The sequence below is a fragment of the Micromonospora sonneratiae genome (genome assembly GCF_042679305.1).
Taxonomy (GTDB): Bacteria; Actinomycetota; Actinomycetes; order Mycobacteriales; family Micromonosporaceae; genus Micromonospora_H; species Micromonospora_H sonneratiae.
In genome coordinates this window covers 12,738-38,786 of the sequence record NZ_JBHTMP010000014.1, presented here as the reverse complement: position 1 = coordinate 38,786, position 26,049 = coordinate 12,738, and the positions used below count along the sequence as shown (strand labels likewise).

Sequence of the window (26,049 nt, the reverse complement as noted above, 5' to 3'; positions counted from 1 at the left end):
GGGGAGAAGTGAGCATGACACAGGCGATCGCACGAACTGGGCGTACCGCGTCGCACGCGGTGGTGGCGGGGGCTCCGGCGCGGTGAAGCTGGAGACGCAGGAGACCAGTGTCGAGACCCTGGGAGTGCTGGAAACCGCCGCGTTGCTACGCGAGCTGACCGCCGGCCTCATCACCAGCGACGACTTCGATGACGCCCTGGCCCATCTGGCACGGACCAGCCGTGACGCGATACCGGGCGTGACCTGGTGCGGGGTGACGATGCTCCGGGCCGGTGAGCCGGCATCGGTGGCCGCCTCGGATCACCGGCTGAGTGAGCTGGATGGGCTTCAGCACGGCGTGGACGGCCCGCCGATGGCCGCGATCCGCCGCCGGGAGTTGATCCTCTCCACGGATCTGCGTACCGAGGCCCGGTGGCAGCCATGGACCCGGCGGGCCCTGGCGCTCGGCGTGCACGGGGTGCTCTCCGCGCCGGTCGACATCGACGACCATGTCATCGGGTCGATCAACCTGTACGCCCGGGATCCGGACACCCTGGTCGGGGACCGGCAGCTTACCGCGATGCTGCTGGCCGAGCACGCTGGGCTGCTGCTGGCGGCGGTACGGGACCGGGCCCGACAGGCTGCCCTGGTCGGTGAGCTCGACGGCACGCTCGTCAACGGAGAGCTGATCGGCCAGGCGATCGGGGTGATCATGACCCAGCGTGGCTGCCCGGCACCGGAGGCGTTGCAGGTACTGCGGACCGCCTCGGCGGCCCTGTCGATCCCGCTGCGCGAGGTGGCCGAGCGCCTCGTGGCGTCGGTTGCCCGGCCCCGCAACCCCTGAGCAGCGCCTCGGCGAGACCGTTCACCGTCGTCGTGACGCTTTCCCTGGTAGGCCCGAACCTGGACAATGGTCGATGGGTGTACTGGGGAGGTCGCTGCCATGGAAAGCCGTCTTCGGGTCCAGGGGCACCCCATTCAGCCGATCCTGGTGACCTGTCCCTTCGGCCTGTACGTCTGTGCCACGGTGTTCGACCTGACCGACGTGCTCGGTGGTCCGGGCATCCTGGGGGAGGTCGGCTACTGGACGGTGGTCGCCGCCCTGATTTCCTCGGTGTTGACGGTGACCGCCGGAATGGTCGACCTGTGGGACGTGCCGGCCAACCGGACCCGGCGGACCGTCATAGCGTTCAACCTGCTCAACGCCGTGATGGCGGTGCTGTTCGTGTTCGTCTGCCTGGCCCGCACCGGTGGTTCCGAGCCGGGTGTCACCGGTGGTCTCCTGGTGGCTGAGATGATCGGCCTGCTGATCGGCGCGGTCGGTGTCTGGTTGGGGGTCACCCTGGTGCGACAGTTCGACCGGAACCCGGGTGAGGCGGCGACCTTCGACGCCCTCGAGTCGGCCTCCGGCACCGTGCCCGAGGGCTTCGGGCGACCGCCCCGCCGTTGACTCCGGTGCGGAGCCTCGCGTCAGGGATGTGACTGGGCTCGATGCGTGGCGAGTACGTCGTCGCCGAAGTCGCTGTACGGGCGACGCAACACGGTGTGTGCGTGGTTGCCGTCATCGCTGGTGTTGTCGTACTCGATCAGGAGGTCGTCACCCTGGATCCGGTAGTAGTGGCGCTGCGCCGGCCCGGTCGGCCCCTCCCATGCGAAGTACAGGTCGCCCGTGGCGATCCGGGTCGCCTCCCGAGCGGCCAGTTCCTCGGGTAGCCGGTCGAGGTAGAGCACGACGAGTTGATCGAGCAGAGAGCGGGCGGTCAGACCGAGGTTCGCCCTGCGGACCCCGGCCGGCTCGATCCGGTCACTGAAGCAGGGCGCGGTGGCACTGCGGATGTCGGCAGGCGCCTGGTCCGACACGATCGCGGCGCCGCGTCCGCTCGGTTCCAGCGAGTTCAGCAGTGCCCGGGCGAGGTCCTCCTCCGGCGCGAGTGGCCGGGAAACCGTACGGCCGGCGTAGCTCACCCGCGCCGGATTGGCGCCGAGGAACACCGGTGTCGGAAGGACCTGGTCGTCGACCAACGTCATGGTGACCGAAAGATGATGTCCCTCGAACCGCCAGGACCAGCAGTCGTCGCGTCGGGGATCGCCGTAGACCGCGATCCAGTAGTCGTCGCTGTGCCGCCCCCGTCGCCAGCCCTCCTTCCGGTCCAGCACCTCCTCCAGGGCGATGACTGCCATGGCCTGGGCGTAGGCGTGTGGGCTCAGTGCGGTGGCCAGCAGCCGATGAGCGGCCTTGCGGGCGGTGCGGTCGAGGTCCGCGATGCAGACGCCGGGTCGGGGGCGGGGACGGTACTCGATCCATCGACGTCCGGCGTCGTCGGAGAAGGGATGCGCGGCCAACGCGAGCGCTGGGCCGTCCAGCGAGTCCAGCAGCGCTGTGGCCGCGGTTCGCATGAGCGCCGGTACGGAGGAGTCGTTCACCCACCCAGGCTATCGAAGGCGATCAGACACCCTCTGAACGGCATGAACGTGGATGTTCCTGGATTCCCGGCAGCATCGCGACAGGGGAGGGGGCGTCATGCCCGGAGGGCCCGCAGCGGTCACGGGGCACTGGCGCCGTCGTACACGAAGATGACCATGGACTGGCCGTCATGATCCTCGTGTCGGGTGGTCCGCAGGTAGCGCTGGATCAGTCCATCGATCTCCAGCTGTATGATCGCGGCGTCCTCGGCGGTGAACAGATCGCCGTCCCGGGGACCGCCGAGAAGCATGGCGTCAGGTGCCTTCGACGTCGTCATGGCCGGCGGGCTACCCACCCTACCGACGGTCAAACGGATCCGTGGTGGGCCGTTCTGCGCGGGGCGCTGTCGACTGCCCCGCCGGACGCCCGACCGGCTCGACCAGGCAGACAACCGTCGTGGTGACCCGGCCGGGTTGTGGTGACAGCACAATGACAGCGATGTGGCAGCGGCTCACCCTAGCGTCGGTACCCGAGCCTTCCGCTGAGCAGTCACCATCACCGTCGGTTGTGGTGCATGGCGGCGGCACTCCGCACACCGGTACGAGAATTCCCTCGGGGGGAACACATGACCATGTTCAAGCGCATTGGCCGCGCCACGTTGGCCCTTCTCGGTGGGGTCCTCATCACTGCGGCCACCGCGGTTCCGGCGGGCGCGGCACCCGTCACGCCCGGCACCGCCCGCCCCGCAGCCGGCTGCGTGCTGATGATGCAGCAGCCGGACGATCTGACCCGGACCATTCCGGTCAAGCAGGTCTGCGACGCCACCGAGATCCGGGCCAGTGGCGCCGTCGCTCTCGCCCGGTACTACACGGACGCCGACTTCGGCGGGTACAACCAGGACGTGTACGGCTACTACGGGACCTGCGACAAGGAGGGCTACACCTTCAGTACCGGTGACTACTGGTCCCACAACCTCAGCTCGTACCGGGTCTTCCCGACCTGCTTCTGGTCGACGATCTCGACGTACTGGGGAACCACCCGCTACGGGACGGCCGGTGACTCGAGCTACGTCGGGGACACCTGGAACGACAACACCTACACGTTCCGTACCTGGGCCCGCTGACCGGAGCGCTTCCGTGGCCCCGGCTCGTCGTGAGCCGGGGCCACATGTAGTTCGCAGAAGGGATTTGAGCGGAGTACCGGGTTTAGTAGTGAAAGTCGCCTAAAGTGACTTTCACGTTTCCGTTGCGACGCCGGCCCGGACGAGGGATGTCGCGCGAAGATCCGCGCTGAATTCGGTACGCCAGGCAGATCCGCCGGAGCGGTCGTGCGTGTTGCCCGAGATGGAGGCTTCGATGATCATGCAGGGCAGAAGGGGACGGGTGGGTGGTCGCCGGGGCGGCCACCGGACGATCGTGCTGAGCCTGGTCCTGGGCGCGGCTCTGTCGGTGGGCGGCCCGTTGCCCGCATCAGCGGCCCGGCCGGATGCACCCACGTTGCTCCAGGCCACCGTACGGCCATCGATACCACCGGCCAATGTCACATTCGAGGTGCTGCCGGTGCCGACGACCGACCCTCCACCCAGTCCGACCGCGTCGACCGGTGACCCGAGCCCGTCCGGCGGCAACCTACCTGTCACGGGAAGCGAGCCGCTGCCGGGCTGGCTGCCGGCGCTCGGTCTGATGCTCCTCCTTGCCGGCGGCGTCCTTCTCGTTGCCATCAGGCAGCGGCGCGACAGGCGCACCTGACCAGTCGCGACCGGCCATGTCCGATCAACTGCGACCGGCGAACCCGATCGTCGCACCGCCGAGCCGGCCGTACCGGTGGCTCAGACCGGGGCGAGTCGGTGATGCGGGGGCGGTGGCAACTCGACCCGGATCGGGTCGCCCGGGCGCACCTCGCCGTCGACCAGGACCACCCCCATCACCCCGGCCTTGCGGACCAGGTGACCGTCGTCGTCACGGTCGAGCACCGCAGCCATCAGCCCGGACTGGAAACGGTCGATCTGCAGACACGGGTTGCGTAGCCCGGTCACCTCGACCACTGCCGTGTCGCCGACGTGCAGCCGGCTGCCCGTGGGCAGAGCCAGCAGGTCGACACCCCTGGTGGTGATGTTCTCGCCGAGATCGCCGGGGGAGACCGGGAAGCCGGCCGTACGGAGTTCGTCGTGTAGCTCGCTGTGGATCAGGTGTACCTGCCGGAGGTTGGGCTGGCTGGGGTCCCGGGCGACCCGGGACCGATGCTTGACGGTCTTGCCGAGGTGGGCGTCGCCCTCGACCCCGAGCCCGGCGAGTAGTCGGATGCCATCCTGGTTGGGCTTGCTGAAGGTGTGGGACGCACTCCGGCTCACTGCCGTCACCACCGGCTTCATCAATCACGATCCTCTCGTCGGAGTTGCCGCCCGCGCAGTCTAGTCAGGCCAGTTGGACGGCAGCGGTGACGCAGATCCGATGGGGGGAGGTGACGAAGCCGGTGGGAAACCGGTCGGGTCGGGCCGGGGCGGGGCGCCGGGCCGACCCGGCTCAGCCGTGATCGGGTGCCATCGCGGCCGTGAGTCGCAGGTGAGGTACGGCCTCCGTGCCCCGGCCCTGACGTTGCAGGGTGCGGCCCAGTAGATGCCTTGCATAGGCGTCACCGGGTGCCCGGTCGACGAGGAGCCGTAGCAGCCGTTCCGCTCGACCGAGTTGCGCCGAGGCAAAGTACGCGCGGGCGGCCACCAGTTGAACGTTGGGGTCGTCGCCGTAGGTAGCCAGCAGCGGTTCCAGCAGGGTGAGGGTGCCGAGCGGATCGCCGAGGTCGAGGAGCGCGTCGGCTTGCCGGAGCCGCCGTACCTCCTCGGGCAGGGTGGGCTCGGCGTCCCCGGCGTCGAGGAACTCCCGGATGACCTCTGGCGATTGCGCGCCGGCCAGCAGCCGGCCGCCGACGGCGAACGTCGGAGAGGTTCGCACCCCGCTCGCCCGGCCGATCAACATGAGCTCGCGGACCTGGCTGTCACCTGCGGATCCGGCCAACAACGCGGGTCCGGCGGGGAAGCCGGCCGCCTCCGCCACCCGGGCCAGGACCGTGCGGTCGCTGATGTCCAGCGCCTCGATGAAGTGGGCCTTCATCACCTGCTCCGCGACCGCGTCCTGCAGCACCGCCCCACCTGATTCGTGGGCCAGGGCCAGCAGCCGGTGGGCGTCGTGGCTGTTCGCCCGCCACGCCGCACCCCAGCGGGGACCGAGCCCTTCGTCGGCCGCGATCTGGGAGATCCGGGTCAGGTTCTCGCTGGGCGACAGGCCCGGGGCGCACTGCCGGAGCGACGCGTCGGCGATCGGGTCACGCAGCATTTCCTCGAGCGGTACGGCCGCGGCGGGCGCGGTCGGGTCGATCCGGTAAGGACGCCAGATCACCTCGACCGGCTCGCCACCTCGTTCGGTGAGTGCCTTCTCCAGACGGCGCTTGCCGATGTAGGCCCAACCGCAGACGACGTCTGCCCAGATTTCGAGTTGCATGAGGACGACGCTACACGACATCCGTTGTTTAAGCGACAGCTGTTGTATAGTTCACCGGTGAACCCCGAAGATCCGCGTGCCCGCCGTACCCGGGCCAGTCTCCGTTCGGCGGTGCTTGAGCTGGCGGCCGACCACGACCTCAACGACATCACGATGGCGGCGGTCGCCCGGCGGGCGTCGGTCAACCGGGCCACCATCTATGCCCACTACCGGGACCAGGACGAACTGGTGACCGATGCGATGGAGGAGGCGGTGGCCCAGGTGGCCAGGGCGGCTGGCCTCTGTCCGCTGGATGCCCCGCCGGATCGGGCGCCGGAACAGTTGGTCGACCTCTTTGAACACGTGGCGGTGAACGCGACGCTCTACCGCAGGATGCTGGGTCCCCAGGGCAGCGCCCGGTTCGCCGCTCGGATGAGGAGCCGGCTGGCCGAGGAGCTCGAAGCACGCTTTGCCGCCGGCAACCGACCGTCCGGGTACGGGGACGTGCCGCCGGACCTGCATGCCTGCTACCTCGCCGGTGCCCTGGTCGGAGTCATCGCGGGCTGGATCGCCCGGCCCGATGGTCCGTCGGTCGCGGAGCTGGCCGGCGCGACCTGGCGACTGTTCCGACGCTGAGTCGCATCGGCGCCCGTGCCCGGTGCCCGTGCGACCTCCTGCGGGGCGCGATACGACGTGCGATGCGGGGTGTGATGCGCAGAGGCCATGGGCATCTCGCCATCCGGGATAACCTATCAAGCCGATAGGATTTATAGGCTACGCTGGCGGCGCGAGGGAACCGGTGGATTTGCGAGGATAGACGATGATCTCTCAGTTGTCGGGGAATGCGGATCTTCTGGCTGTGGCCCGCCACTGGGCGACGCACCCCGAGACCTGGCCCGTGTCGGCCCGGTTCGACCCGGTCGACCGGTGGTACGCCCGCCTCGCCGCCTCCGTCGAGCACGAGGTTTGGCTGTTGACCTGGCTGCCCGGGCAGGGGACCGACCTGCATGACCACGGTGGTTCATCCGGAGCGTTCGTGGTGGTCGCCGGGACGCTCACCGAGGAGACGGTCTCCGGTGGCCGCCTGCGTCCGGCCCGGCTGGACATCGGCGGTGGACGTCGGTTCGGTGCCAACTACGTGCACCGGGTGAGCAACCGTGGCGACCGGGCCGCGACCAGCGTGCACGTCTACCGGCCCAAGCTGACCCGGATGACCAACTACCACCTCGTTGATGGGACGCTGCGGGCCGTCGAGGTGGCTGAGGCAGGCGTCGCCTGGTGAACTACTGCGGCGTCGCCCAGGAACCCGTACCGACGGGCCTGGCCCACCAGCAGCGGCCCCACCGGCATCTGTCCAGTCAGGCGGCCAGGAAACGGAAGGACGAGATGGTGAAGTCAGAGAACGAGTCGTCGCCCACGCAGGGCTGTCGGAGCCAGCAACCGCCCACCGGTGCCCGGAGTATCGACGAGATCCTCGCCGATGCCCGGCGTCGCCTGCACCGCCTTGATCCTGAAGCGGGCCACCTGGCTCATCGTCGCGGAGCGCTGCTGGTCGACATCCGTCCGGCCGCGCAACGTGCCGCCAGCGGTTCGATCCCCGGCGCCCTGTTGATCGAACGGAACGTCCTGGAGTGGCGTTTCGATCCCCGTTGCGAAGCACGGCTGCCGGTCGCCGATCGGTACGACCTGCCGGTCATCGTCTTCTGCCAGGAAGGCTACACGTCGTCGCTGGCCGCAGCGGCCCTACAGGACCTGGGCCTGCACCTGGCCACCGACATCGTCGGCGGCTTCGTTGCCTGGCGGGCCGCCGGGCTGCCGGCCTTCGGGCCGACCGACATCTACGCGCACCTGACTGTCCCGCCGTCGACGTCGCTCAGGCAACCAATTCCCTGATCCCGCGCCCACCCTCGCGTGGGACGGCAGCCAAACCTATCCACGAGGAGGTCCCCCAATGTCGGTCAGTGCCATCTACCCGCGCAAACACCCACTGAGTGGAGTAGCCCGGTCGGCCCGGATCCGTGGTCGTGCGACGCTGCCCGACTCGCCTCCTGTCCTGACCGTCACCTTCGACGTGGCGCTGGGGGCGGACACTCCGAACCAACTGACGTCCCGCCTGTTCGAGTTGCTCCAGGAGTTGGCCGATCATGGTGACGGAACGGTCGTTGGGTCGGGCGTCCCCAGCCAACCGACGCTGGTTGGGCAGCCGGTGGTGACGGTCCCCACCGACGATTCCACAGCGGACGATGCGGACAGCATCCAGATCCTGTCCGCGTCGCGGGTGGTGCTTCGCGGTGGCCAGCCGGTGCCGTTGACCCGGCTGGAGTTCGACCTGCTGCACTTCCTGGCCGGGCATCCGCGCCGGGTCTTCACCCGGCTGCAACTGCTGAGCAACGTGTGGGGCTACGAGCACGCCGTCGCCCGTACGGTGGACGTCCACATCCGCCGACTGCGGGCCAAGATGGGGGAGGACGTCGCGCTGGTCACCACCGTCTACGGGGTCGGCTACCGGCTGGCCGACGACGCGCCGGTGACCATCGACCGGCACGGGTAGCCGCCCGCCGGCCCTGCCCCCCTCTGCGCCCCATGCAGTGGTCGCCCGCTGCGTGGGGCGTACTTGATGATTCCGGCCCCGGTCAGGCAGATGCCGGCGCCGATGAGACCCCAGCGGTCGGGGCGGAATGGGACGACTGCGTCCCACAGCAGCGACCCGACGACGAAGATGTCGCCGTGGGCCGCCAGGATGCGGCCGATGTTCGGCGGATGCAATCTGCTGTGGTCTTTGCGAGATATCGCGTTACCGGCCTATCCACGGCCGGCCGGATGCCGTGTCGATGGCCCCGGAATGCGAGTGTGGCTGGTGCGGGAGTAGAGTTTATTGCGACGAATCGATGTCCCGATCGGATGCTGATTCGCCACGAATAATGCCCTCGAGTCGGTGCGCCGGGATCGCCCACGAAGCTCTGTCCTATTTGGCCCAATTGTTGAGATTGACCAATTAAGTGTCGGTCAGCCTCTTACGGTGAGTGTTGATCAAATGTACGGCCCGAGTTGACTTTGATCCCTGCGAGGGAGGGAGTTGGCTGTTGGCGCTGTTGGCAACGGCGGTTGTCGGCCGAATGAACATCTGCTTAGTGCCAGAGTTTGCTTCCAATGTGTTTGTCAAATGTCACATTTACGCAAGCATTTTCCCCTTGACCCTTGCGGGATAGCGCGGAAACATCAATTACGCGATGTCTGCCATGGTCGGGCGAAAAGAGTCGGACCAGTAGGTCAAGCCAGCAAGTCCAAGGAGGACCATGTCGGTCAGCCCCGCCTCGTCGCGCGCCGGATGGCACCCGACCCAGCCCGCGGCACCCAGTCGGCCGTCGGGCCTGCTGCGACGTTCGAGTAGTCCTACCGCACCGTCGTTGACGGTGACCCTGTCCATACCACTGGCCGGTGAGGAGAACCTCACGCCCCCGGAGCGGCGACTGCTCGACGCGGCCAGGGAGTTGCTCGAGCGCGGCGAGGGTGCGGTCAGCAGCGGATCGTGCCCTCTCGACCGGCCTCTCGAACCGGTTGGACAACCGGCTCAGCCAACCGTCCCGGCCATCGCTCCCCGGCTGCACATCCTGGCCGCATCCCGGACGGTGCTACGCGGTGGTGAACCGCTGCCGTTGACCCGACTGGAGTTCGATCTCCTACTGCATCTGGTCGTGCATCCACGCCGGGTCTTCACCCGGCTCCAACTACTCACTGCCGTGTGGGGCTACGACCATGCCGGCGTACGAACCGTGGACGTCCACGTACGCCGCCTGAGAGGCAAGGTCGGTGCCGGCGTTCCGCTGGTGACCACCGTCTACGGAGTGGGCTACCGGCTCTCCGACGAGGCCAGGGTCACCGTCGACCGCGCTGGCTGACCACCGGGTGCACCATGGACGAGTGAAGATCCGTCCGATCACCCCGGAACTGCTCCTGGCCGAACTTGCCGACCGGATAGCCGCCGAGGGCGCCGGTCGTCGGTTGCGGGTGGCGGTCGACGGAGCCGCAGCGGCAGCACCCGACCAACTGGCCGATGCCCTCGTAGATCCGTTACGGGTACGTGGCCGTCCGACGTTGCGGGTGCGCTCGGCGGACTTCCTCCGCCCGGCATCGCTGCGCCTGGAGCACGGGCGTACCAACCCCGAGGCCTTCTACGCCGGCTGGCTGGACGAGAACGGGCTCCGCCGGGAGGTGCTCGATCCAGCGAGCCCCAACGGAACAGGGCGAATCCTTCCCTCGCTGTGGAACGCCCGAATCGACCGGGCCAGCCGGGCCGAGTACGTACCCCTGCCACCCGGCGGGGTGGTTCTCGTCAGTGGGCCGCTGCTGCTCGGCGGCGGTCTTCCCTTCGACCTGACGATCCACCTCGTGCTGTCGGCCGCGGCGCTGGCCCGGCGTACCGCAGCGGACGAACAGTGGACCCTGCCGGCGTTCGCCCGCTATGCCCGGGAGGTCGTGCCGGCGTCCTTCGCCGACGTGGTGATCCGGGTGGACGACCCCCGACGCCCCGCACTCGTCGAGGATCGAGCCGGAGCGGGCGACGACTTCCATGACCGGGATGCCTGAGCCGGTGAGGGTGGTACGTGTTCGTCCCCGCTCGTCCGACGTTTGGCCGGGGGCTCGCGTGGGTAGTCGCCCGGGTCACAAGCGGACTCGGGCAGACGCCCGGGCGTAGGCGAACCTCCGATGGACGTTTCCCTTCGGCAATCGTCCATCGGTCATCCCGGAAGGCAGGAAGCGCATGCTCGGCAACGACGTGATCAGCACTGGGCGTTCGCACGTGGAGACCGCCCAGATCCGCCTCTCCCTGCAGTTGCGCTATGACGAGCTGACCGTGGAGTACGACGAAGCGGTGGCGCAGAGTCAGGTGCTGCGCTTGGTCGAGGTGGGCGATACCGCAGGCGACGACCAGGCCGACAGCGGCACCAAGACCGCGGAGCGCGACACCGCGCAGTCTCTGCTGCGTACGATCCTCGAACGGCGGGCACAGTTCGAGCATGCCCTGACCCGGCTGGCCGAGGGCAGCTACGGATGGTGCGAGGGATGTGGCGATCCGATCCCGGTCGAGCGACTGCAGATCTTCCCGTCGGCCACCTCGTGTGTGTCGTGCCAGCAGTCCCGTGAGCGTCGTGCCGCGTGACCGCCCGGCCTGTGTGGCTACGGGCGACAGCTGATTTCACCTTCGTCGGGTGAGGGCGGGTCACCCTGACCCCGGCGAACATCACATGTGGTCGTGGAGTCGCGGCCAGGATCAACAGCGACACCGGGGACGGGGGGAATCCGAAATGCCATTTCCGGACGTACGAGAGCGGAGCGGGCAGGGCATGGTGGCCGCCGCCGAGCGGGGGCACCGGTCCCGCCCACGCACCTGCATCGTCCGAACGAGGGCGGTCAGCCCAGCACAGGTCATGCCGAACCGGGGTGCCGAGGGGCCGCCGGCTCGTGACGATCGAAGGGTGGAGACGTCCGGACGGGGGTGTGACCATGGCTAGTACCCCGGCTAGCGTCTTCGAGACGTCGCTGGACAAGACCAACCTCATCCTCAAGGACATCGAGCAGGCGTACGGGTGGTCGAAGGACCGCCGGCACCAGTCGTACGCGGCGATGCGTACGGTGCTGCATCTGCTGCGGGACCGCCTGCCGGTGCAGGAGAGCGTGGAGTTCGCCGCCCAACTGCCGGTCCTGATCCGGGGGATCTACTTCGAGGGTTGGGATCCCAGCCTGGTGCCCATCAAGCTCAATCGGGAAGAGTTCCTCTTCGAGGTCCGACAGGGGTTCCCGCTGGAGGTGGAGGGCGGTGTGGAGAACCTGGTGCGCACCGTGTTGAATGCGTTGCGCCGGCACATCACCGAGGGCGAGTGGGACGACATCAGATCCAACGTGCCGAAGGACCTGAGTACGATCATCCCGTGACCCCTGCCGGAGAAGCGATGCCCGGCAGGCGGACCGGGCGGCAGTCGGCGGGGAGGGGCGCCCGTGTCGAACGGTCATCCCTTCCCGCCAGCCGTGTGTTCGGGACCGCCGTACCGGTGATGCCTCGGGGTCTCTCGGGGTGACTTCCCCTAGGTAACTCTCATCCTCTGGGTGGAGCCCGGTCGAGCCGAGGTCGACCATTGGTGTGGGGGAATCTCAGCCGCTGGCAGGTCGTGGCGGTGGGTGGTCGAGCCTAGGCTCGTGGTGTGGGGGAAAGCAGCGACGACTTTCGCATGGAGGTCCGGGTCAGCGACCAGTCGATCGATGTCCGAGTGGCCGGGGAGATCGACATCGCCAACGCGGACGAGTTCCGCGCTGTGCTCTGGGCGCAGCCGGCCTCTCCGGTGACGCTGCGGGTGGACCTGGCGGAGGTGGAACTTCTCTCCGCTGCCGGGGTTCGCGCGCTCGTCGCGGTCCATCTGCGCCGTCGAGCGGCGGGCGGTCAACTTGTCCTGTGCAATCCGAACGCGATCGTCCGTCGCACCCTGCGGGCAACCCGTGTGAACCGGGTGATTCCGATCGTCGGGACCGACATGGCATCGCTCGACGAATCGACCCGACCGTCCTGGCCGTTCGCCGTGCCGATGGCGCGTACGTCGGCCTCGGTGATCCTGGACAGTCGGTTGCGGGTCAGGTCGACGCTCTGACCACACCCGGGTCTGTGGATTCCGGAGCCGTGGACGGTGGGGCCGGGGAACGGGCGGTTCGGGCCCTCACCGACCCCACCGGGGAACCACCTACCGCACGCCGAGCAGGTCGACGACGAACACGAGAGTCTCTCCTGGCTTGATCAGGTTGCCGGCACCCCGGTTTCCGTACGCCAGCTGCGGTGGGATGGTGAGCTTGCGCCGACCACCGACCCGCATCCCGGCCACGCCGCGATCCCAGCCCTCGATCACCTGCCCGCCGCCGAGCCCGAAGTTGAACGGCTCGCCCCGGTTCCACGAGGAGTCGAACTCCTTGCCGGTGTGGAAGGACACCCCGACGTAGTGCACGGTGACAAGCTGGCCGGCCTCGGCCTCGGGACCGTCGCCGACGACGATGTCCTCGATGACGAGTTCTGCCGGTGGTGGCCCTTCGACCAGCTCTACTGTGGGCTTTTCCATGACCATGTCCTCGTTACGCAGTGAATTGGGCGATCGATGCCTGGTTCATCCTTTCGCATCGTCGTTCGCTGATGCCGGGCAGGCCTCCGGGTCGGGCAGCCGGGACGATCGGGCGGTCGGCACGCCCTCGGGGCGGACAGCCCGTCGGTCGGTCAGCGCTGACCGCTGCGCCGCCAGTACTGGCGCTTGTCCTCGTCCCGTACCACGATTCCGAGCTTGGCCAGCTCGTCGCGTAGCTCCGCCTGGTCGGTGTGGTCGCCCTTGCGTAACGCACGCTCCCGGGCCTTGAACAGCGCGTCGGCACCCGTGGGAAGGTCCGGGATGTCCGGCACCCAGCGTCGGTACTCGTCCCGGTACGGGTCGCCGTCGGTCAGCCAGGGATAGCTGTGTCGTCGGAAGGCGTCGGTGAGCCGGGTACCGGCCAGGTCTGATTTCTCCCGGGCCAGTTCCTGCCCGCCTCGGCCGAGTAGGACGAGTTGCCTGCCGTCGAGAAAGACGCCGTCGACCTGTCCACGGGCGATCTGCCGGGGAGCACCGCTACCCCGCTTGAGGATCACCCGGCTGGTGGCGACGGTGACGGTGAGGCTCTCGGCAGCGCCGAGGAAGGCGAAGACCAGGCCGGCGAGGGCTCCGACGACGACTGCTCCGATGGCTGCCTGCGGTTCAGGGATCGAGGCGATGAGCTTGAAGGGGCCCTGTAGCGGTGCCCATGGCAGCGACACGATCCAGTGCGCCGAGATCTTGAGCAACCACCCGGCCAGTGCGCCCAGTAGTGGGAAGCCGAGCCACATGAGACCGTGTACCCAGAGCGGATCGGTAACCGTGGTTTCGCTGCTGCCCGCTGTCGTGTCCGATCTCATGAGTTGCTTTTCTCCTCTGTGAGAACTCCGGTACGGGGGACCCCCGGTCGGCTGCCCACCGGGGTGAGCGAAGGCGGATCGGCTGGTCCGCGCCCGACCCGGCCATACACCAGCCGGCGTAGGAGCGCTTCTGCCGGCCCGGACCGCCCGGTCCGGTCGAGAACGTAGGCACCGACGACGGTCACCAACCAGACAGCCACCCCGAACATGGCCATCGTCGTACTTCCCAGGCTTGCGCCCAGGCCGAGGCCCCAGGCCGCCAGCAACGGCGAGAAGATCAGTGAATGGGTCAGGTAGCTGGAGAGCGAACGCCTACCCACGGCGGCTACCGCGACCACCGCGCGTGCCTGGCGGGTCCGTCCGGACAGCCGGTACGCGATCAGGGCGAACAGCGCCACGTAGCCGAGTCCGCCGCCGATCCCGGTGCCATCCTGGATCAGTCGCAGCGCCCCGGTCTCCGAGACGGCGGCCGGGGGGACCTGCCACACGCCGATGTGGGCCAGTGCCGCCGGCAGCCCGCCGAGCCAGCCGACTGTCACGCCGATGACCGCGGTCCACCTCAGCAGCCGCAGGTGCTTGCCGGGTTCCTCCAGGACCCGCCGTCGTGCGGCCAGGAACGCCAGCAGCATCATGGCGTACCCGGGGGCCGAGAGCAGACCACCGCCGAGGGTTACGAACGACCAGGTCGCCAGCCGCGTGCCGACGGCGGCGAACAGGTCCGCTTCGCCGGCTGCGTAGAACACCGTGGACGGCTCGGTGCCGGCCTCGCCGAGTTCGCCGAGGCCGCCGGTGAGCAGTGCGTGAATCGCGGGAACGGTCGCAACGACCAGCACCGCCACCGCGATCGAAGCCCAGACCAGCAACGTCCGGTTGCCGCGTCGGATGAACAGCCACCCCAGGACCAGGCTCATCAGCCCGTAGGAGCCGATGATGTCACCGGCCATCAGCAGCGCGGCGTGGGCGAACCCGAAGACGATCAGCCACAGGCCGCGTCGACGCACCAGCCGGGCGGCCGTCCGGTCGGTGGTCCCGGCCGCGGTCTGACGTAGGAAGAGCTGCATCATCCCGTAGCCGAAGAGGAACGCGAACAGCGGATAGACGCGAAGGTCGAGCATGGTGATCATCAGGAACTGCACGGCGCGGTCCAGCGGCGACCCGTCGACCGGATGCCACCCGGACGCGCCGTGTCGAGCGGCCCAGAGGTGGAAGGCGGTGTTGGACAGCACGATCAACAGCAGCATGCAGCCACGGGCGAGATCCGGGGCGAGGGCCCGCTCGTCGGGTCGTACGCCACCCCGGGCCAGCCGCCCGGTCCGGGCAACGTCGGGTTCGGGGCGGCTGGTCACACGACCTCCCGGCGCAGCAGCCGGACCAGGCCGGCGGTCAATGGCAGCAGCACCCACACCGCCACCGATACGCCGAGTTTCGCCCAACCCTCGCTGGTCATCTCGTTCTCGATCAGGGCAGTGGTGGTGACGGTGAGGTCCAGCCAGCCGGCCGGGGTCGCCAACGCGCGGATCATCTCGCCGAGCACGCCCCACACCGTGGGCAGCAGGAAGTAGAGCACGATGGCCGTGGCCGAGTTCATCAGCAGCATGCCGAAGGCGACGCCCATCACCACGTTGATGGTCTGCACGAGCAGGGCAGCGCCGAGCATGGCCCAGTTGAGCCGCCAGTTTCCGGCCCCGTCGGCCGCCACCATGCCGACGATGTTGCCCAGTGCGGCGAACCCGAGGCCCGCACCGATCGAGCCGGCGGCCAGCAGCACGGCGGCGACCAGTTTGGCGGCCGCGATCCGCCGCCGATCCGGCACGAGCACGAACGTCGTCAGTGCGGTGCGCTGGGTCCACTCGCTGGTCACCGCCAGGATGCCCAGCACCGGTAGCAGTACGCCGGACGGTAGCAACGTCGGCTCGAACAGTCCGGCAAGGGTCAGGTCCCGAGGCTCGGCGACGAACAGCATGATCGTCACCAGTGCGGCGGAGATCAGGGCGGTCACCGCCAGCAGCCAGCGCCCGGACCGGGTGTCGGCCATCTTGCGTAACTCGACACCGGTCAGCCGGCCGAGTGACGGGCCGGTGGCGGCAGCGGTCGATGTGGTCGGGGCGTACCCGATGGCGGTCGTCATCTGCTGGTCTCCTGCCCGGATCCGCTGGCGGTGAGGCTGAGGAAGAGCCGTTCGAGGCCGCCGTCGGTCACCGGGCGCAGTTCGAGCAGGACGATGCCGGCCGCCGCGGCGACCCTGCCCACCGTCTCGGCGTCGGCCGGTACGGTCAGTGCCCCGTCGGTGGTACGGCTGACGGCGACATCGGCGGCCAGTAGCGCGGCCGTCAGCCGCTGCGGATCGAGGGTGCGTACCCGGGTTCCACTGCTACCGAGCAGGTCCTCCCTGGGACCCGCCCCGACGATCCGGCCACCGCCGATCACCACGAAGTGGTCGGCCACCGCCTCCACCTCGCGCAGCAGGTGGGAGGAGAGCAGCACGGTACCGCCCCGGTCGGCGAAGTCACGCAGGACCCCGCGCATCCAGAAGATGCCCTCGGGGTCGAGGCCGTTGGCCGGCTCGTCGAGGATGAGGACGTGCGGGTCACCGAGCAGCGCGTGGGCCAGCCCCAGGCGCTGACGCATACCTAGCGAGTAGCCGCCGAACCGTCGTCGGGTCGCGGCGGCGTCGAGACCGACCAGGTCGAGCAGTTCGTCGACCCGGGTCGGAGAGACGCCCATCAACCGGGCCGACAGGGTCAACGTCTCCCGCCCGGTACGGCCGGGGTGCTGCGCTGAGGCGTCGAGCAGCACTCCGACCTCCCGGCCCGGATTGGCCAACTGTCGGTAGGGCCGGTCGTCGACGGTGGCCGTACCGGCCGTGGGCGGGGTGAGCCCACAGATCATCCGCATCGTCGTCGACTTGCCGGCGCCGTTGGGGCCGAGGAAGCCGGTCACCGTTCCGGGCTCGCAGCGGAACGATACGTCGTCGACGGCGTTGTGCCGGCCGTACCGCTTGGTCAGGTGTTCCACACTGATCATGCAACTCAGCCTGCCGGGCACGGGGGAGCGGGCGCGACGGTCCGAGGTCGAGGCGGGCCTGACCAAGGTCACCCTCGGGCATCGACTTTGGTCGGATGTCCCCGTAGCGGACCGGAACGTACGATCCGGTGGTGGGTACGACCTCTGTGCAATCGGCCGTGGCCCGCCGTACCCGCGTCGACTGGTTCGTCGACTTCGCCTGCTTCGGCCTGGCGCTGCTCGTCGCCGGGTGGCTGACCTGGTTGAGCATCGAGCGGCCGGTGCCCGGTCCGGTGCTCATCGCGGACGTGGCCCTCGGCGGGCTGAGCTGTCTGGCGCTGTGGCTACGGCGGCGCTGGCCGAACGCGGTGGCACTGGCACTGTCCCCTCTCGCCGTCTTCTCGGTGACCTGTTTCGGCCCGTTGGTCATCTCGTTGTTCACGGTCACCGTACGGGGGCGGCTGGCGGTGGCGGTGCCGGTGGCTGTGGTGCAGTGGGCGACCGGCTTGCTGTTCCCGGTCGTGCGTCCCGAATGGCAGGAGGACTTCTTCTGGGTCGAGATGCTGGTCAGTGCGTTGTTCACCGTGGCGGTGCTGGCCTGGGGGCTGTTCGTGCGTACCCGACGCCAGTTGGTGGTCTCGCTGCGGGACCGGGCACAGCGGGCCGAGTCCGAGCAGCGGCTGCGGGTCGCGCAGGCACGCCGGATGGAACGTACCCGCATCGCCCGGGAGATGCACGACGTCCTGACCCACCGGATCTCGTTGCTCGGCCGGCAGGCCAGGGCGTTGCAGCTGCGACCGGGTATCCCGTCGGCGGAGATCGACCGGGCTGCCGTGGTCATTCGCGACAGCGCGGACCAGGCGCTGCGGGAGCTGCACGAGGTCATCGGTGTGCTACGGGAGGAGCCGGCCGAGGGGCCGCCGGACCGGTCGCAGCCCACCCTGGCGGACGTTCCCGAGTTGGTCGCCGAGTCCCGTAGAGCGGGGATGCGGGTACGGCTCGATGCCGGTGGGACCGATCTGGTCGCGGTTCCGGCGGCGGTGGGCCGTACCGCCTACCGGATCGTGCAGGAGGGGCTCACCAACGTTCGGAAGCATGCGCGGGGTGCGGCGGTGGTGGTGACGGTGACCGGTGCCGTTGGTGTCGGATTGACCGTGGAGGTGCGCAACCCCTGGCCGATCCGCGCCACCGGGGCGATCCCCGGTGCCGGTTTCGGGCTGGTGGGTCTCACCGAGCGGGCCACTCTCGTCGGCGGCCGGCTCGAACATGGCCGTACCGCCGTCGGGGACTTCCGGCTCCGGGCCTGGCTGCCCTGGCCGGCCTGAGCGGGAAGCCACGCCGGCCCGGCAGCGGCAAGGTTCACGTTCATCGACATTCAAGGACTTCACTGTGAAGCTTTCCTGCATTAATCTGCGCTGATGAGAAAGAGATTTACATTGGCGTGCCTCACCGCGCTGACGGTGGCGGCGTCCACCGCTCTGGTCTCGACACCTGCGTCGGCCGCGCCGGCGACGCTCAACCCGGCGAACTTCACCCTCGATCAGGACTTCAGTCTCTACAACAACGCCCTGGCCCAGTTGGACACCGCGTTGACCGGGCAGAAGCGCAGCGTCTCCCAGGTGATGGCGGCCGCGAACCGGACCCGTGGCGCACTGTGCAACCAGCCCGTCTGGCAACCGCTCAAGAACCGTTCCGGTGCCGACACGATCGGGTTCTGCTGGCAGACCGGCGACGACGACACCCCGGAGTGGTATCCGCAGGGACTCGCCACCAGTCGTGAGTCAGCCGCCAACGGGCACTTCGACGGCCACCAACTGGTCGCGTCCGCCTGGTACCACAAGGGCGTCGGAGTGACCTCCCCGGACGGCCGCTGCCCCCGCGATCCGGAGGTCCCGCTGTCGTCCCGGCTACCGGTCAAGGGCGTACGGATCTCGCTGGTCGACTGGGATGCCGACTTCGCCAACACCTACCGGCACCTGCTGCTGGTCGAGCCGTACGTCGACAGTGCCGGGAAGGCCAACTACCGGCCGTTGCTGACCGGCGGCGGGGAATCCCTGCACGCCGGAGGCATCGCCTGGTACGGCCAGTACCTCTACGTCATGGACACCAGTGGTGGGCTACGGGTCTTCGACTTCTCCCGGATCTACTCGGTGGCGACCGACTCGGCCACCGCCGTGGGCCGGCAGGCCAACGGTACCTACCAGGCGTTCAACTACGCCTACGTGATGCCGCAGGTGGGCAGGGTCTCCTCGAAGACCGGCGGTCTGCGGTTCTCCTTCGGTACGGTCGATCGCGGCCCGGCCGCTGCGGCCAAGGCGCTGGTCGTCGCGGAGTACGCGGCCGACTCGACCACCGCCGCCACCAAGTCCCGGCTGGTGCGGTTCCCGTTCGGGGCCGATTCGCGGTTGCAGACCGGCGCGGACGGGCGCACCGTCACTGCGGTGGCCGCGTACAACACCGGCTACCAGCAGATGCAGGGGGTCGCCGCGTACGACGGGATCTACTGGTTCGCCAGCAGCAACGGCTGCCGGGGCGGCACGGTGGCGGACCACTACGGCACGCTGCGGCACTGGAACAGCAAGACCGGACGTACCGCCGCGTACACCTGGGCCTTCGGGCCGGAGGACCTGTCCTACTGGCACGACCCCACCGAGGGGGTGGCCGACTACCTGTGGACCCAGACCGAGTATCTCGGGAACCGGGTCGTGGTGGCGGTGCCGCAGGCCGACTGGGACTGACAGGGTCCTGTCACCTCGCTCCGGCCGACCGCCGGGTGGATGCCGGGCGTCGAGGATCAACGTGTACGCCCGGCACGGGGTCGACCGGGACCGTCCTACCGCACCCGGCTGAAACCTGTCGGCGCTACCCGGGCGGTGACGTCCAGGTAGCGCGGGCACAGCCCGGTGGTGGCCGAGAACCGGGCCACCGCCGATCCGACATGCTCGTGCACGGTGTCCAGGCGGGCATGCGGCCCGAGGTACAGCCGGATCAGGAGTTCGGGCCGTGTCACCTCACCGGCGAGTACGACGGATGCCTCCCGTACCGCCGGATCGCGGGTGAGATCACGTTCGAGACCGCGGGTCAGCACCGCTCCCCGTACGGTCGTGCGACCGGGCAGGTCCATCGCGTCCAGCGCCGCACCGTCGGTGCCCGAGACCACAGCCATCGAGTCGGGCAGGGGCAGTTCGCCCATGAGTGGTTCGGGCCGGGGGCGCAGTTGTCGGTTGAGCAGCCGGAGGCCGAGCAGGGCCAGCAGCAGCCCGAGGGCGAGGAGCACGACGAGGCCGGTCGGCGCGGTGTCGTGCCAGAGGCCGAGAAGGCCGGACCAGAGCAGCGGAGCCTCGGGGTCGACGCCGCCGACGTGACCGAGACCGGCGACGACGCCGAAGGCCCCGACGGCGACCAGCAGCAGTCCGATGACGGTCCACAGCACCCGTAGGTCGGCGTGGGTCACCGGGCCCGCCGATTCCGGACCACGCGCACGCCGAGTGGTTGAGCCGGCGGTACGGCCAGCCGGTCGAGTTCGCGGCGGACGGCCCGCTCGACGGCGGGCCGCACGGACGGGTCGGCCACCACCCGGATCCGGGGCCGCCAGACCCGGCCCCGTCGCCGGATCCGGGCCGTGGCGGATGCCACGCCCGCCACCGCACCAGCGGCACCGGCCAGCCTCCGCTCCATCGAGCGGCGGTGGAGATGACAGTTGGCGAGTTGGACGCCCAGCCGCTCGGGGGTCCACCGACGTAGCTCGGCCAGCAGGATCAGCACGCCGAGCAGGGTCACCGTACCCGCGACGGTCCGGGTGACGGGATCATCGAGCCGGGTGGTGGACAGCGCGGCGTACCAGCCGTCCCGATCGATCAGCAGGGCGGGCAGGCCGAACGCCGCGAGACCGGTCTCCACCACGATCAGCAGGCCACCGGCCAGCAGTACGACGGCCAACAGTAGCGACGCCAGTCGATTGGCCAACCGCATGGTCACCTCCGTCGCGTGATGGTGGTGAGCGCCACCGGCTCGATGTCGTCGACGACGACCTCGACCGGCCGGTTCTCACCCGCCCGGTCGAGCACCTCGCGTACCGCCGTCCGGATGCGTTCGGCGACCGGCACGACCGGTGCCCGGTCCACCGCGACGTGTACCTCTACCGGGTCACCGAGGCGGACGCCGACGACCTTTCCGCCGGGGAACTGGGTGGAGACCTCCATCGGGGCGCCAGGCGTCAGCCGGACCACGCCGGGTACGGCGAGAACCGCATCGCGTACGGCCCGCGCGATCGATTCGTGTCCGGTCATGGCCCCTGTAGCTCCAGTTCGTCGTCGCCCTCGACGTGGACGTCGTCGACGGTGATGTTGACCTCGACGACCTTGAGCCCGGTCGTCGCCTCGATCCGGTCGATGACGTTGCGTCGTACCGCGTCGCACACGTCCACCACGCTCTGGCCGTACCAGGTCACGATGTCCAGGTCGATGGCGGCCTCACGCTCGCCCACCTCGACCGAGACGCCCCGCCGGGCCCCGTGGGCATCGCCGGTCACCGGGCCGTGGGTCTGCGTTCCGCGCATGGCTGCGGCACCCATGGCGTACACGCCGGGGATCTCCCGGGCGGCCAGTCCTGCGATCTTGGAGACCACGGCTTCGGAGATCCGGGTCCTGCCCACGTCGCTGGTCAGTTGGGCACGGTATGGGGGCGAGCCGGCGGGGGGCGCTTCGAGCTGCGGTCGCAGCCCGGCCCGGCCGTCGTAACGGATCGTCGTGTCGGTCAACTACGTGCTCCTCGCGGATCGCTGCCTGGCCGGAGGTGCTTACACCGGGAAGCCCGCTCTTGAACCTGCCCATCCTGCCCGAGCATGTGATCTGGGTCACATCTGATCCGAGGGTCGCTCGGGTAGGGGCATCCAGGGCTGCACGCTGCACTGGTGTCCGGACGGAGGCGTACGGGTGTCCGGACGGAGGCGCTACCCTGCGCCCCATGGACGTCGCGGAAGACGGCGAGCGGTTAGCCGCGTCACTCGCTCGTTGGCTCGACCGGCTGCACTTCGTGGACCTCACTACCGATGAGGTGACAGCGCGGATCATCGAGTCGGTCGTCGAGTGGGCGGGTGGCGAAGGCTGGCGGGTCTATCGGCGGGCCGCCAGCGTGGTGCCGCTGCCGCCGCCGCTCTCGGGGCAGTACTCGGTGCTCGACGTTGCCTGTGCGAGGCCGGTTGGCCCGCCCGTCGTCGTTGAGATCGACCACACCGATCGGCGTCGTACCGTGGACAAGCTGGTGGCGGAGGCGGGTGCCGGCCGGGTCCCGATCTGGGTGCGTTGGGGTACGGGACGTTTCGCCACCCCGCCACCACCGGTCCACCTGGTGACGATCACGGTGACCCGACGTGGTGGCGGGGCGGGCGGGCGTCTCCACAGCCGGATGCCGGTCAACGACCGGCCGCCGCCAGCGCACTCCGTCGAGGGGGCCGGCGTCGCGTCCCGAGTCGTGCTGCCGATACCGTTCGTCGACCCGGACCCTGGTGGCGCATGATCGATACGGTGTTCCGCACGAGCTCCGTGGGAGCCGTGGAAATCGAGTTCCGGAGGGTGGCAAGTGGGACGCCAGGTGCGGTCACGCGTCTCTGCGTACGCGATCGCAGTCGTGGAGGAGCAGTTGCTACTGACTCAGCTCTCGGATGCCTCACCGGTGTTCGCGCCGGGGCTGTGGCATCTGCCCGGCGGAGGAATCGATCCGGGCGAGCAGCCACCGGCGGCGCTGGCACGTGAGCTGTACGAGGAGACCGGCAGTGGACTTCTTGCGGCCCGGCTGGTGGACGCGCGGACGTATACCGCTCACCGACTCGGAGTGGACTGGCACCTGACGGGACTCTTCTACGTCGTAGATCTCAGGCCCGGCCCGCTCGTGGTTACCGGGACCGACGACTCCACCCGTGCCGTCGCCTGGATGCCCCTGTCGGACCTGGTGCAATCGGAACTTTCCCCCGTGGCGGTCGACAGCCTCGGGATGATCGCGCGGGAGCGGACCGGCCAGTAGGGGTGCTCCGGGGCCACCGCGCCACCGGCGCAGTCGCGGACCTGATGGCCGGCGGTGGCCCGCCCCACCACACGATGGTGAGACGGACCCGTTCCGCCGGACGGGGATCCCCGACCCCACCGGCAACCTGTGAAGGTAGGAGGACGCCGTACTAGATGAGGCCGTGGGCCAGCATCGCGTCGGCGACCCGGCGGAAGCCGTCGATGTTGGCGCCGGCCACGTAGTTGCCCGGCATGCCGTACTCCTCGGCGGTGGCGAAGCACCGGGCGTGGATGTCCTGCATGATCTGTTGCAGGCGCTGCTCCGAGTAGTCGAACGTCCAGGAGTCGCGGGTGGCGTTCTGCTGCATCTCCAGCGCACTGGCCGCGACACCGCCGGCGTTGGCCGCCTTTCCCGGGGCGAAACGCACACCGGCCTGTGTGAAGATCCGTACGGCGTCCGGGGTGGTCGGCATGTTCGCGCCCTCCACCACCACGGTGCAACCGTTCGCCACCATCGCCGTGGCGTCCTCGGCGGAGATCTCGTTCTGGGTGGCGCACGGCAGGGCGATCTGGCCGGGGACCTCCCAGACGTTACGGCCGAGCACGAACCGGGCATGCGGTCGGACCTGTGCGTAGTCGCTGATCCGGCTGCGCCGTACCTCTTTCAGCTGCTTGAGCAGTTCGAGATCGATGCCCTTCTCGTCCACCAGGTAGCCGGAGGAGTCGGAGCAGGCCACCACGTTGCCGCCCAACTGCTGGGCCTTCTCGATGGCGTAGATCGCGACGTTGCCGGAGCCGGAGACGACCACCCGCTTGCCGTCCAGGCTGTCCCCGTCGACCCGCAGCATCTCCTCCGCGAAGAAGACGGTGCCGTAGCCGGTGGCCTCGCGGCGCACCTGGGCGCCGCCGTAGCCCAGGCCCTTGCCGGTCAGGACGCCGGACTCGTACCGGTTGGTGATTCGCTTGTACTGCCCGAACAGGTAGCCGATCTCCCGTCCGCCCACGCCGATGTCGCCGGCCGGCACGTCGGTGTACTCGCCGATGTGCCGGTACAGCTCGATCATGAAGCTCTGGCAGAAGCGCATCACCTCCCGATCGCTACGGCCCTTCGGGTCGAAGTCCGACCCGCCCTTGCCGCCGCCGATCGGCATTCCGGTGAGTGCGTTCTTGAAGATCTGCTCGAAGCCGAGGAACTTGACGATGCCCAGGTAGACCGAGGGGTGGAAGCGTAGGCCGCCCTTGTACGGGCCGAGCGCGCTGTTGAACTCCACCCGGAAGCCCCGGTTGATCTGGACCTCGCCGCGATCGTCCTCCCACGGCACCCGGAAGATGATCTGCCGTTCCGGCTCGCAGATCCGCTCGATGATCTTCGCCTCGGCGTACTCCGGGTGTCGGACCAGCGCCGGTCCGATGCTGTCCAGCACCTCACGCACCGCCTGATGGAACTCCTGTTCGCCCGGGTTGCGCCCGATCACATGGGCAAACACCGTCTCCAGGGTCTCGTTCATCATGGCTGCTCCTTCAGGCCGCTCTGAGGCGTGAGTCAGCCATCCTGCCCTATCCGACCTGGGCATCCGTATCCGAGGGTGGTACGTCGATAGGTGCGGCGGCTGGTTCACTGGCCGGTTTCGCGGCCTGTGCCGGCTTCACGGACCATGGTCGCCCGTCGTGTGCCGCCTCGGGAGGTGAACCAGGCAACCCAGCAAATCTGGAATGTCGGAAGAGCCCGGCCCGTTCCATTTTCTGAATGCCTGGCGCGTTACCGGCATCCAGTCGGTGGCTCGCTCCTGCCGGGCATCACCGGAGGCCCTCACCCCCCGAGGACCACCGATCTCCCCGACCGGAAGGCAGACCACAGTGAAGGACACCTTCAGCCGTATGCTCCCGGCCATAACGCAGACGAAGTCCCGCAGGGCCGTGCTGGCCGTCGCTGGCGTGGCGCTGCTCGGCGGCCTCGCCGCCAGCCCACTCCTCGACCCGTCGCCGATCAACCCGGTCCCATCCGGCGTCAACCAGGACGCAGCCTCCGCGCTGAACCTCGCCGTCGGTAACGATCAACGTGCCGGCGTCGACCGGTCCGAGGACCGTCCCGCCGGCGCTGACCCCGGCGCGGGCACCCCGAGCAGCGAAGCGGCCGGGGCGGACAGCGAGGCTGCCCGAGCCGACCAGGCGACGGAGACGCCGAGCAGGGAAGAACTGATCCCACACGGCACCCAGGGCATGCAGTCGCGTACGCCGCTGTCCCAGGAGCAGTTGGACAACGCGAAGACGATCGTGACCACCGCCAGGGAGATGGGCCTGCCGGAACGGGCGGCGGTGATCGGAGTGGCGACCTCGCTCCAGGAGTCCAAGCTGAACAACTACGGACACCTGGGAGCGCTCAACGACCACGACTCGCAGGGGCTGTTCCAGCAGCGACCGTCGACGGGTTGGGGCACGGTGGAGCAGATCACCAACCCGAAGTACTCGGCCACCGCGTTCTACGAGGGGCTGCGCCGGGTGCCCGGTTGGCAGGACATGGCCCTGACCGACGCCGCCCAGACGGTGCAGGTGTCCGCGTACCCGTTCGCCTACGCCCAGTGGGAGGAGCAGGCTGCGGACATCGTCCGGGACACCTGGACCAGGTGACCTGACCCGTTGTCCGAGCAGACCGGTCACGGTCGCAGTGGCGACGACGTACCGGCCGGGCCACCACTGTCGTGGTGGCCCGGCCGACGTGTCCCTACCCCCCCGGGGTGCCGACCGCAGCGGGTCCAGGCCGGTGCCGACCACACCGTTCCGCCGACCGGGACGTGCCGTTTCTGCGGCTCGATGAACCTGCCCGGGGCGCGCTGCGTACCAAAGGCATGCAGGTCACACAGAACATCAGGGCCACTTCGCGTCGGGTCGCAACCCGACGGACGAAGGTGAGGAACACGATGGTGCGGACCGAGAACACCAATGCCGTACGTGCCGAGGCGTTGTTCGCCTCGATGCTGCAACGTTCCGATGTCCCCTCCCCGGCGCAGGTACGGGCGGCCGTGGGCGCGACACTGCGCCGGTACGGCGTGCGCGGCTGCGCGGCTCGGGTCGCCCAGGAGTACGGCGATCATCCGGCCGGAGCGGTGCAGCGGATGTGCTGGGTGCTGGCCGAGCTGCGGGCGGCCTATCCCACCCCGGTGCTGCAGCGGTTCCGCCGATCGCTGACGACCCGTGATGCGTGGCGCTGACAGCTCCGTGCGTGACCTG

34 protein-coding genes are annotated in these 26,049 nt (G+C 69.1%); 19 read left to right on the top strand and 15 right to left on the bottom strand.

The window, feature by feature from the left end; all coding sequences use genetic code 11:
- Positions 1–82: 82 nt before the first annotated feature.
- Positions 83–823, top strand: coding sequence for a GAF and ANTAR domain-containing protein (locus tag ACFQ4H_RS11695; RefSeq protein WP_377570010.1), 741 nt, complete (start codon positions 83–85; stop codon positions 821–823).
- Positions 824–922: 99 nt separating this feature from the next.
- Entirely contained in the window at positions 923–1,429 is a 507-nt protein-coding gene (locus tag ACFQ4H_RS11690; protein ID WP_377570008.1) for a DUF2231 domain-containing protein, read from the top strand.
- 20 nt (positions 1,430–1,449) lie between these two features.
- Here ACFQ4H_RS11690 and ACFQ4H_RS11685 read toward each other — a convergent pair whose 3' ends face one another.
- Entirely contained in the window at positions 1,450–2,376 is a 927-nt protein-coding gene (locus ACFQ4H_RS11685; RefSeq protein ID WP_377570158.1) for a DUF3500 domain-containing protein, read from the bottom strand.
- Between the two features lie 146 nt (positions 2,377–2,522).
- Positions 2,523–2,720 (bottom strand): hypothetical protein, encoded by a 198-nt coding sequence (locus ACFQ4H_RS11680; RefSeq protein ID WP_377570007.1) that lies wholly within the window; start codon positions 2,718–2,720, stop codon positions 2,523–2,525.
- A gap of 294 nt (positions 2,721–3,014) precedes the next feature.
- On the opposite strand from ACFQ4H_RS11680, the gene ACFQ4H_RS11675 reads away from it, so the two are divergent.
- Both ACFQ4H_RS11675 and ACFQ4H_RS11670 read left to right on the top strand, forming a co-directional pair.
- Positions 3,015–3,506 (top strand): hypothetical protein, encoded by a 492-nt coding sequence (locus ACFQ4H_RS11675; protein WP_377570005.1) that lies wholly within the window; start codon positions 3,015–3,017, stop codon positions 3,504–3,506.
- Positions 3,507–3,738: 232 nt separating this feature from the next.
- Entirely contained in the window at positions 3,739–4,131 is a 393-nt protein-coding gene (locus tag ACFQ4H_RS11670) for a hypothetical protein (protein ID WP_377570003.1), read from the top strand.
- Between the two features lie 80 nt (positions 4,132–4,211).
- Here ACFQ4H_RS11670 and ACFQ4H_RS11665 read toward each other — a convergent pair whose 3' ends face one another.
- Both ACFQ4H_RS11665 and ACFQ4H_RS11660 read right to left on the bottom strand, forming a co-directional pair.
- On the bottom strand, positions 4,212–4,754 hold the full coding sequence (locus ACFQ4H_RS11665) for an MOSC domain-containing protein (protein WP_377570002.1): 543 nt from the start codon (positions 4,752–4,754) through the stop codon (positions 4,212–4,214).
- A gap of 151 nt (positions 4,755–4,905) precedes the next feature.
- The gene (locus tag ACFQ4H_RS11660; protein ID WP_377570001.1) at positions 4,906–5,877 is read right to left on the bottom strand and encodes a DsbA family oxidoreductase; all 972 of its coding nucleotides are present in this window, start codon (positions 5,875–5,877) and stop codon (positions 4,906–4,908) included.
- Between the two features lie 57 nt (positions 5,878–5,934).
- Between ACFQ4H_RS11660 and ACFQ4H_RS11655 the strand changes: the two genes are divergently transcribed.
- The 4 genes from ACFQ4H_RS11655 (at position 5,935) to ACFQ4H_RS11640 (ending at position 8,407) form a co-directional block, all read left to right on the top strand.
- Positions 5,935–6,492, top strand: a complete 558-nt coding sequence (locus tag ACFQ4H_RS11655) for a TetR/AcrR family transcriptional regulator (protein ID WP_377569999.1) — start codon at positions 5,935–5,937, stop codon at positions 6,490–6,492.
- 184 nt (positions 6,493–6,676) lie between these two features.
- The gene (locus tag ACFQ4H_RS11650) at positions 6,677–7,138 is read left to right on the top strand and encodes a cysteine dioxygenase (protein ID WP_377569998.1); all 462 of its coding nucleotides are present in this window, start codon (positions 6,677–6,679) and stop codon (positions 7,136–7,138) included.
- A gap of 104 nt (positions 7,139–7,242) precedes the next feature.
- The gene (locus ACFQ4H_RS11645) at positions 7,243–7,749 is read left to right on the top strand and encodes a rhodanese-like domain-containing protein (RefSeq protein WP_377570156.1); all 507 of its coding nucleotides are present in this window, start codon (positions 7,243–7,245) and stop codon (positions 7,747–7,749) included.
- A gap of 58 nt (positions 7,750–7,807) precedes the next feature.
- Complete coding sequence (locus tag ACFQ4H_RS11640) at positions 7,808–8,407, top strand: winged helix-turn-helix domain-containing protein (protein ID WP_377569996.1); 600 nt, start codon at positions 7,808–7,810, stop codon at positions 8,405–8,407.
- Here the strand turns inward: ACFQ4H_RS11640 and ACFQ4H_RS11635 are convergent.
- Positions 8,359–8,622 carry a YnfA family protein gene (locus ACFQ4H_RS11635; RefSeq protein WP_377569994.1) on the bottom strand — a complete coding sequence of 88 codons (264 nt, stop codon included), beginning with the start codon at positions 8,620–8,622 and terminating at the stop codon, positions 8,359–8,361. The two genes, ACFQ4H_RS11640 and ACFQ4H_RS11635, sit on opposite strands and share 49 nt — an antisense overlap.
- Positions 8,623–9,152: 530 nt before the next feature.
- On the opposite strand from ACFQ4H_RS11635, the gene ACFQ4H_RS11630 reads away from it, so the two are divergent.
- The 5 genes from ACFQ4H_RS11630 to ACFQ4H_RS11610 all read left to right on the top strand — a co-directional run bounded on the left by ACFQ4H_RS11630 (position 9,153) and on the right by ACFQ4H_RS11610 (position 12,497).
- Positions 9,153–9,755 carry a winged helix-turn-helix domain-containing protein gene (locus tag ACFQ4H_RS11630; protein ID WP_377569992.1) on the top strand — a complete coding sequence of 201 codons (603 nt, stop codon included), beginning with the start codon at positions 9,153–9,155 and terminating at the stop codon, positions 9,753–9,755.
- A gap of 22 nt (positions 9,756–9,777) precedes the next feature.
- Positions 9,778–10,443 carry a nucleoside/nucleotide kinase family protein gene (locus ACFQ4H_RS11625; protein WP_377569990.1) on the top strand — a complete coding sequence of 222 codons (666 nt, stop codon included), beginning with the start codon at positions 9,778–9,780 and terminating at the stop codon, positions 10,441–10,443.
- 175 nt (positions 10,444–10,618) lie between these two features.
- A complete protein-coding gene (locus ACFQ4H_RS11620; protein ID WP_377569988.1) occupies positions 10,619–11,017 on the top strand; it encodes a TraR/DksA family transcriptional regulator in 399 nt (132 codons plus the stop codon).
- 344 nt (positions 11,018–11,361) lie between these two features.
- Positions 11,362–11,790, top strand: a complete 429-nt coding sequence (locus ACFQ4H_RS11615) for a DUF2267 domain-containing protein (protein WP_377569987.1) — start codon at positions 11,362–11,364, stop codon at positions 11,788–11,790.
- A 266-nt stretch (positions 11,791–12,056) separates the two neighbouring features.
- Positions 12,057–12,497 (top strand): STAS domain-containing protein, encoded by a 441-nt coding sequence (locus ACFQ4H_RS11610; RefSeq protein WP_377569986.1) that lies wholly within the window; start codon positions 12,057–12,059, stop codon positions 12,495–12,497.
- 90 nt (positions 12,498–12,587) lie between these two features.
- On the opposite strand, the gene ACFQ4H_RS11605 is transcribed toward ACFQ4H_RS11610, so the two are convergent.
- From ACFQ4H_RS11605 to ACFQ4H_RS11585, 5 genes are all read right to left on the bottom strand, one after another.
- Positions 12,588–12,956, bottom strand: a complete 369-nt coding sequence (locus ACFQ4H_RS11605; RefSeq protein ID WP_377569984.1) for an FKBP-type peptidyl-prolyl cis-trans isomerase — start codon at positions 12,954–12,956, stop codon at positions 12,588–12,590.
- Between the two features lie 152 nt (positions 12,957–13,108).
- Positions 13,109–13,816, bottom strand: a complete 708-nt coding sequence (locus ACFQ4H_RS11600; RefSeq protein WP_377569982.1) for a YqeB family protein — start codon at positions 13,814–13,816, stop codon at positions 13,109–13,111.
- The gene (locus ACFQ4H_RS11595) at positions 13,813–15,162 is read right to left on the bottom strand and encodes a DUF418 domain-containing protein (protein WP_377569980.1); all 1,350 of its coding nucleotides are present in this window, start codon (positions 15,160–15,162) and stop codon (positions 13,813–13,815) included. The genes ACFQ4H_RS11600 and ACFQ4H_RS11595 overlap by 4 nt, the downstream gene beginning before the upstream one ends.
- Positions 15,159–15,944: an ABC transporter permease gene (locus ACFQ4H_RS11590; RefSeq protein WP_377569978.1), complete on the bottom strand. Its 786-nt coding sequence runs from the start codon at positions 15,942–15,944 to the stop codon at positions 15,159–15,161. Before ACFQ4H_RS11590 ends, ACFQ4H_RS11595 begins: the two co-directional genes overlap by 4 nt.
- Positions 15,941–16,840: an ABC transporter ATP-binding protein gene (locus ACFQ4H_RS11585; RefSeq protein WP_377569977.1), complete on the bottom strand. Its 900-nt coding sequence runs from the start codon at positions 16,838–16,840 to the stop codon at positions 15,941–15,943. Before ACFQ4H_RS11585 ends, ACFQ4H_RS11590 begins: the two co-directional genes overlap by 4 nt.
- Before the next feature lie 131 nt (positions 16,841–16,971).
- Between ACFQ4H_RS11585 and ACFQ4H_RS11580 the strand changes: the two genes are divergently transcribed.
- Together ACFQ4H_RS11580 and ACFQ4H_RS11575 are read left to right on the top strand one after the other, a co-directional pair.
- Complete coding sequence (locus ACFQ4H_RS11580; RefSeq protein WP_377569975.1) at positions 16,972–18,144, top strand: sensor histidine kinase; 1,173 nt, start codon at positions 16,972–16,974, stop codon at positions 18,142–18,144.
- A gap of 93 nt (positions 18,145–18,237) precedes the next feature.
- A complete protein-coding gene (locus tag ACFQ4H_RS11575; RefSeq protein ID WP_377569974.1) occupies positions 18,238–19,557 on the top strand; it encodes a hypothetical protein in 1,320 nt (439 codons plus the stop codon).
- 95 nt (positions 19,558–19,652) lie between these two features.
- On the opposite strand, the gene ACFQ4H_RS11570 is transcribed toward ACFQ4H_RS11575, so the two are convergent.
- The 4 genes from ACFQ4H_RS11570 to ACFQ4H_RS11555 are packed head-to-tail and all read right to left on the bottom strand — an operon-like array spanning position 19,653 to position 21,578.
- Positions 19,653–20,273 (bottom strand): hypothetical protein, encoded by a 621-nt coding sequence (locus tag ACFQ4H_RS11570; RefSeq protein WP_377569973.1) that lies wholly within the window; start codon positions 20,271–20,273, stop codon positions 19,653–19,655.
- On the bottom strand, positions 20,270–20,791 hold the full coding sequence (locus tag ACFQ4H_RS11565; protein WP_377569971.1) for a hypothetical protein: 522 nt from the start codon (positions 20,789–20,791) through the stop codon (positions 20,270–20,272). The genes ACFQ4H_RS11570 and ACFQ4H_RS11565 overlap by 4 nt, the downstream gene beginning before the upstream one ends.
- A gap of 2 nt (positions 20,792–20,793) precedes the next feature.
- Positions 20,794–21,108, bottom strand: a complete 315-nt coding sequence (locus ACFQ4H_RS11560; protein WP_377569969.1) for a hypothetical protein — start codon at positions 21,106–21,108, stop codon at positions 20,794–20,796.
- On the bottom strand, positions 21,105–21,578 hold the full coding sequence (locus ACFQ4H_RS11555) for an Asp23/Gls24 family envelope stress response protein (protein WP_377569968.1): 474 nt from the start codon (positions 21,576–21,578) through the stop codon (positions 21,105–21,107). Before ACFQ4H_RS11555 ends, ACFQ4H_RS11560 begins: the two co-directional genes overlap by 4 nt.
- Before the next feature lie 206 nt (positions 21,579–21,784).
- Here ACFQ4H_RS11555 and ACFQ4H_RS11550 point away from each other — a divergent pair, with 206 nt between their 5' ends.
- Together ACFQ4H_RS11550 and ACFQ4H_RS11545 are read left to right on the top strand one after the other, a co-directional pair.
- The gene (locus ACFQ4H_RS11550; RefSeq protein ID WP_377569966.1) at positions 21,785–22,336 is read left to right on the top strand and encodes a hypothetical protein; all 552 of its coding nucleotides are present in this window, start codon (positions 21,785–21,787) and stop codon (positions 22,334–22,336) included.
- A gap of 63 nt (positions 22,337–22,399) precedes the next feature.
- Positions 22,400–22,840, top strand: a complete 441-nt coding sequence (locus ACFQ4H_RS11545) for an NUDIX domain-containing protein (protein WP_377569965.1) — start codon at positions 22,400–22,402, stop codon at positions 22,838–22,840.
- A 151-nt stretch (positions 22,841–22,991) separates the two neighbouring features.
- On the opposite strand, the gene gdhA is transcribed toward ACFQ4H_RS11545, so the two are convergent.
- Positions 22,992–24,332 carry an NADP-specific glutamate dehydrogenase gene (gene gdhA / locus ACFQ4H_RS11540; protein WP_449289019.1) on the bottom strand — a complete coding sequence of 447 codons (1,341 nt, stop codon included), beginning with the start codon at positions 24,330–24,332 and terminating at the stop codon, positions 22,992–22,994.
- Positions 24,333–24,678: 346 nt separating this feature from the next.
- On the opposite strand from gdhA, the gene ACFQ4H_RS11535 reads away from it, so the two are divergent.
- Together ACFQ4H_RS11535 and ACFQ4H_RS11530 are read left to right on the top strand one after the other, a co-directional pair.
- Positions 24,679–25,449, top strand: a complete 771-nt coding sequence (locus ACFQ4H_RS11535) for a hypothetical protein (protein ID WP_377569964.1) — start codon at positions 24,679–24,681, stop codon at positions 25,447–25,449.
- A gap of 290 nt (positions 25,450–25,739) precedes the next feature.
- Positions 25,740–26,030, top strand: a complete 291-nt coding sequence (locus ACFQ4H_RS11530; protein WP_377569962.1) for a hypothetical protein — start codon at positions 25,740–25,742, stop codon at positions 26,028–26,030.
- Positions 26,031–26,049 lie beyond the last annotated feature (19 nt).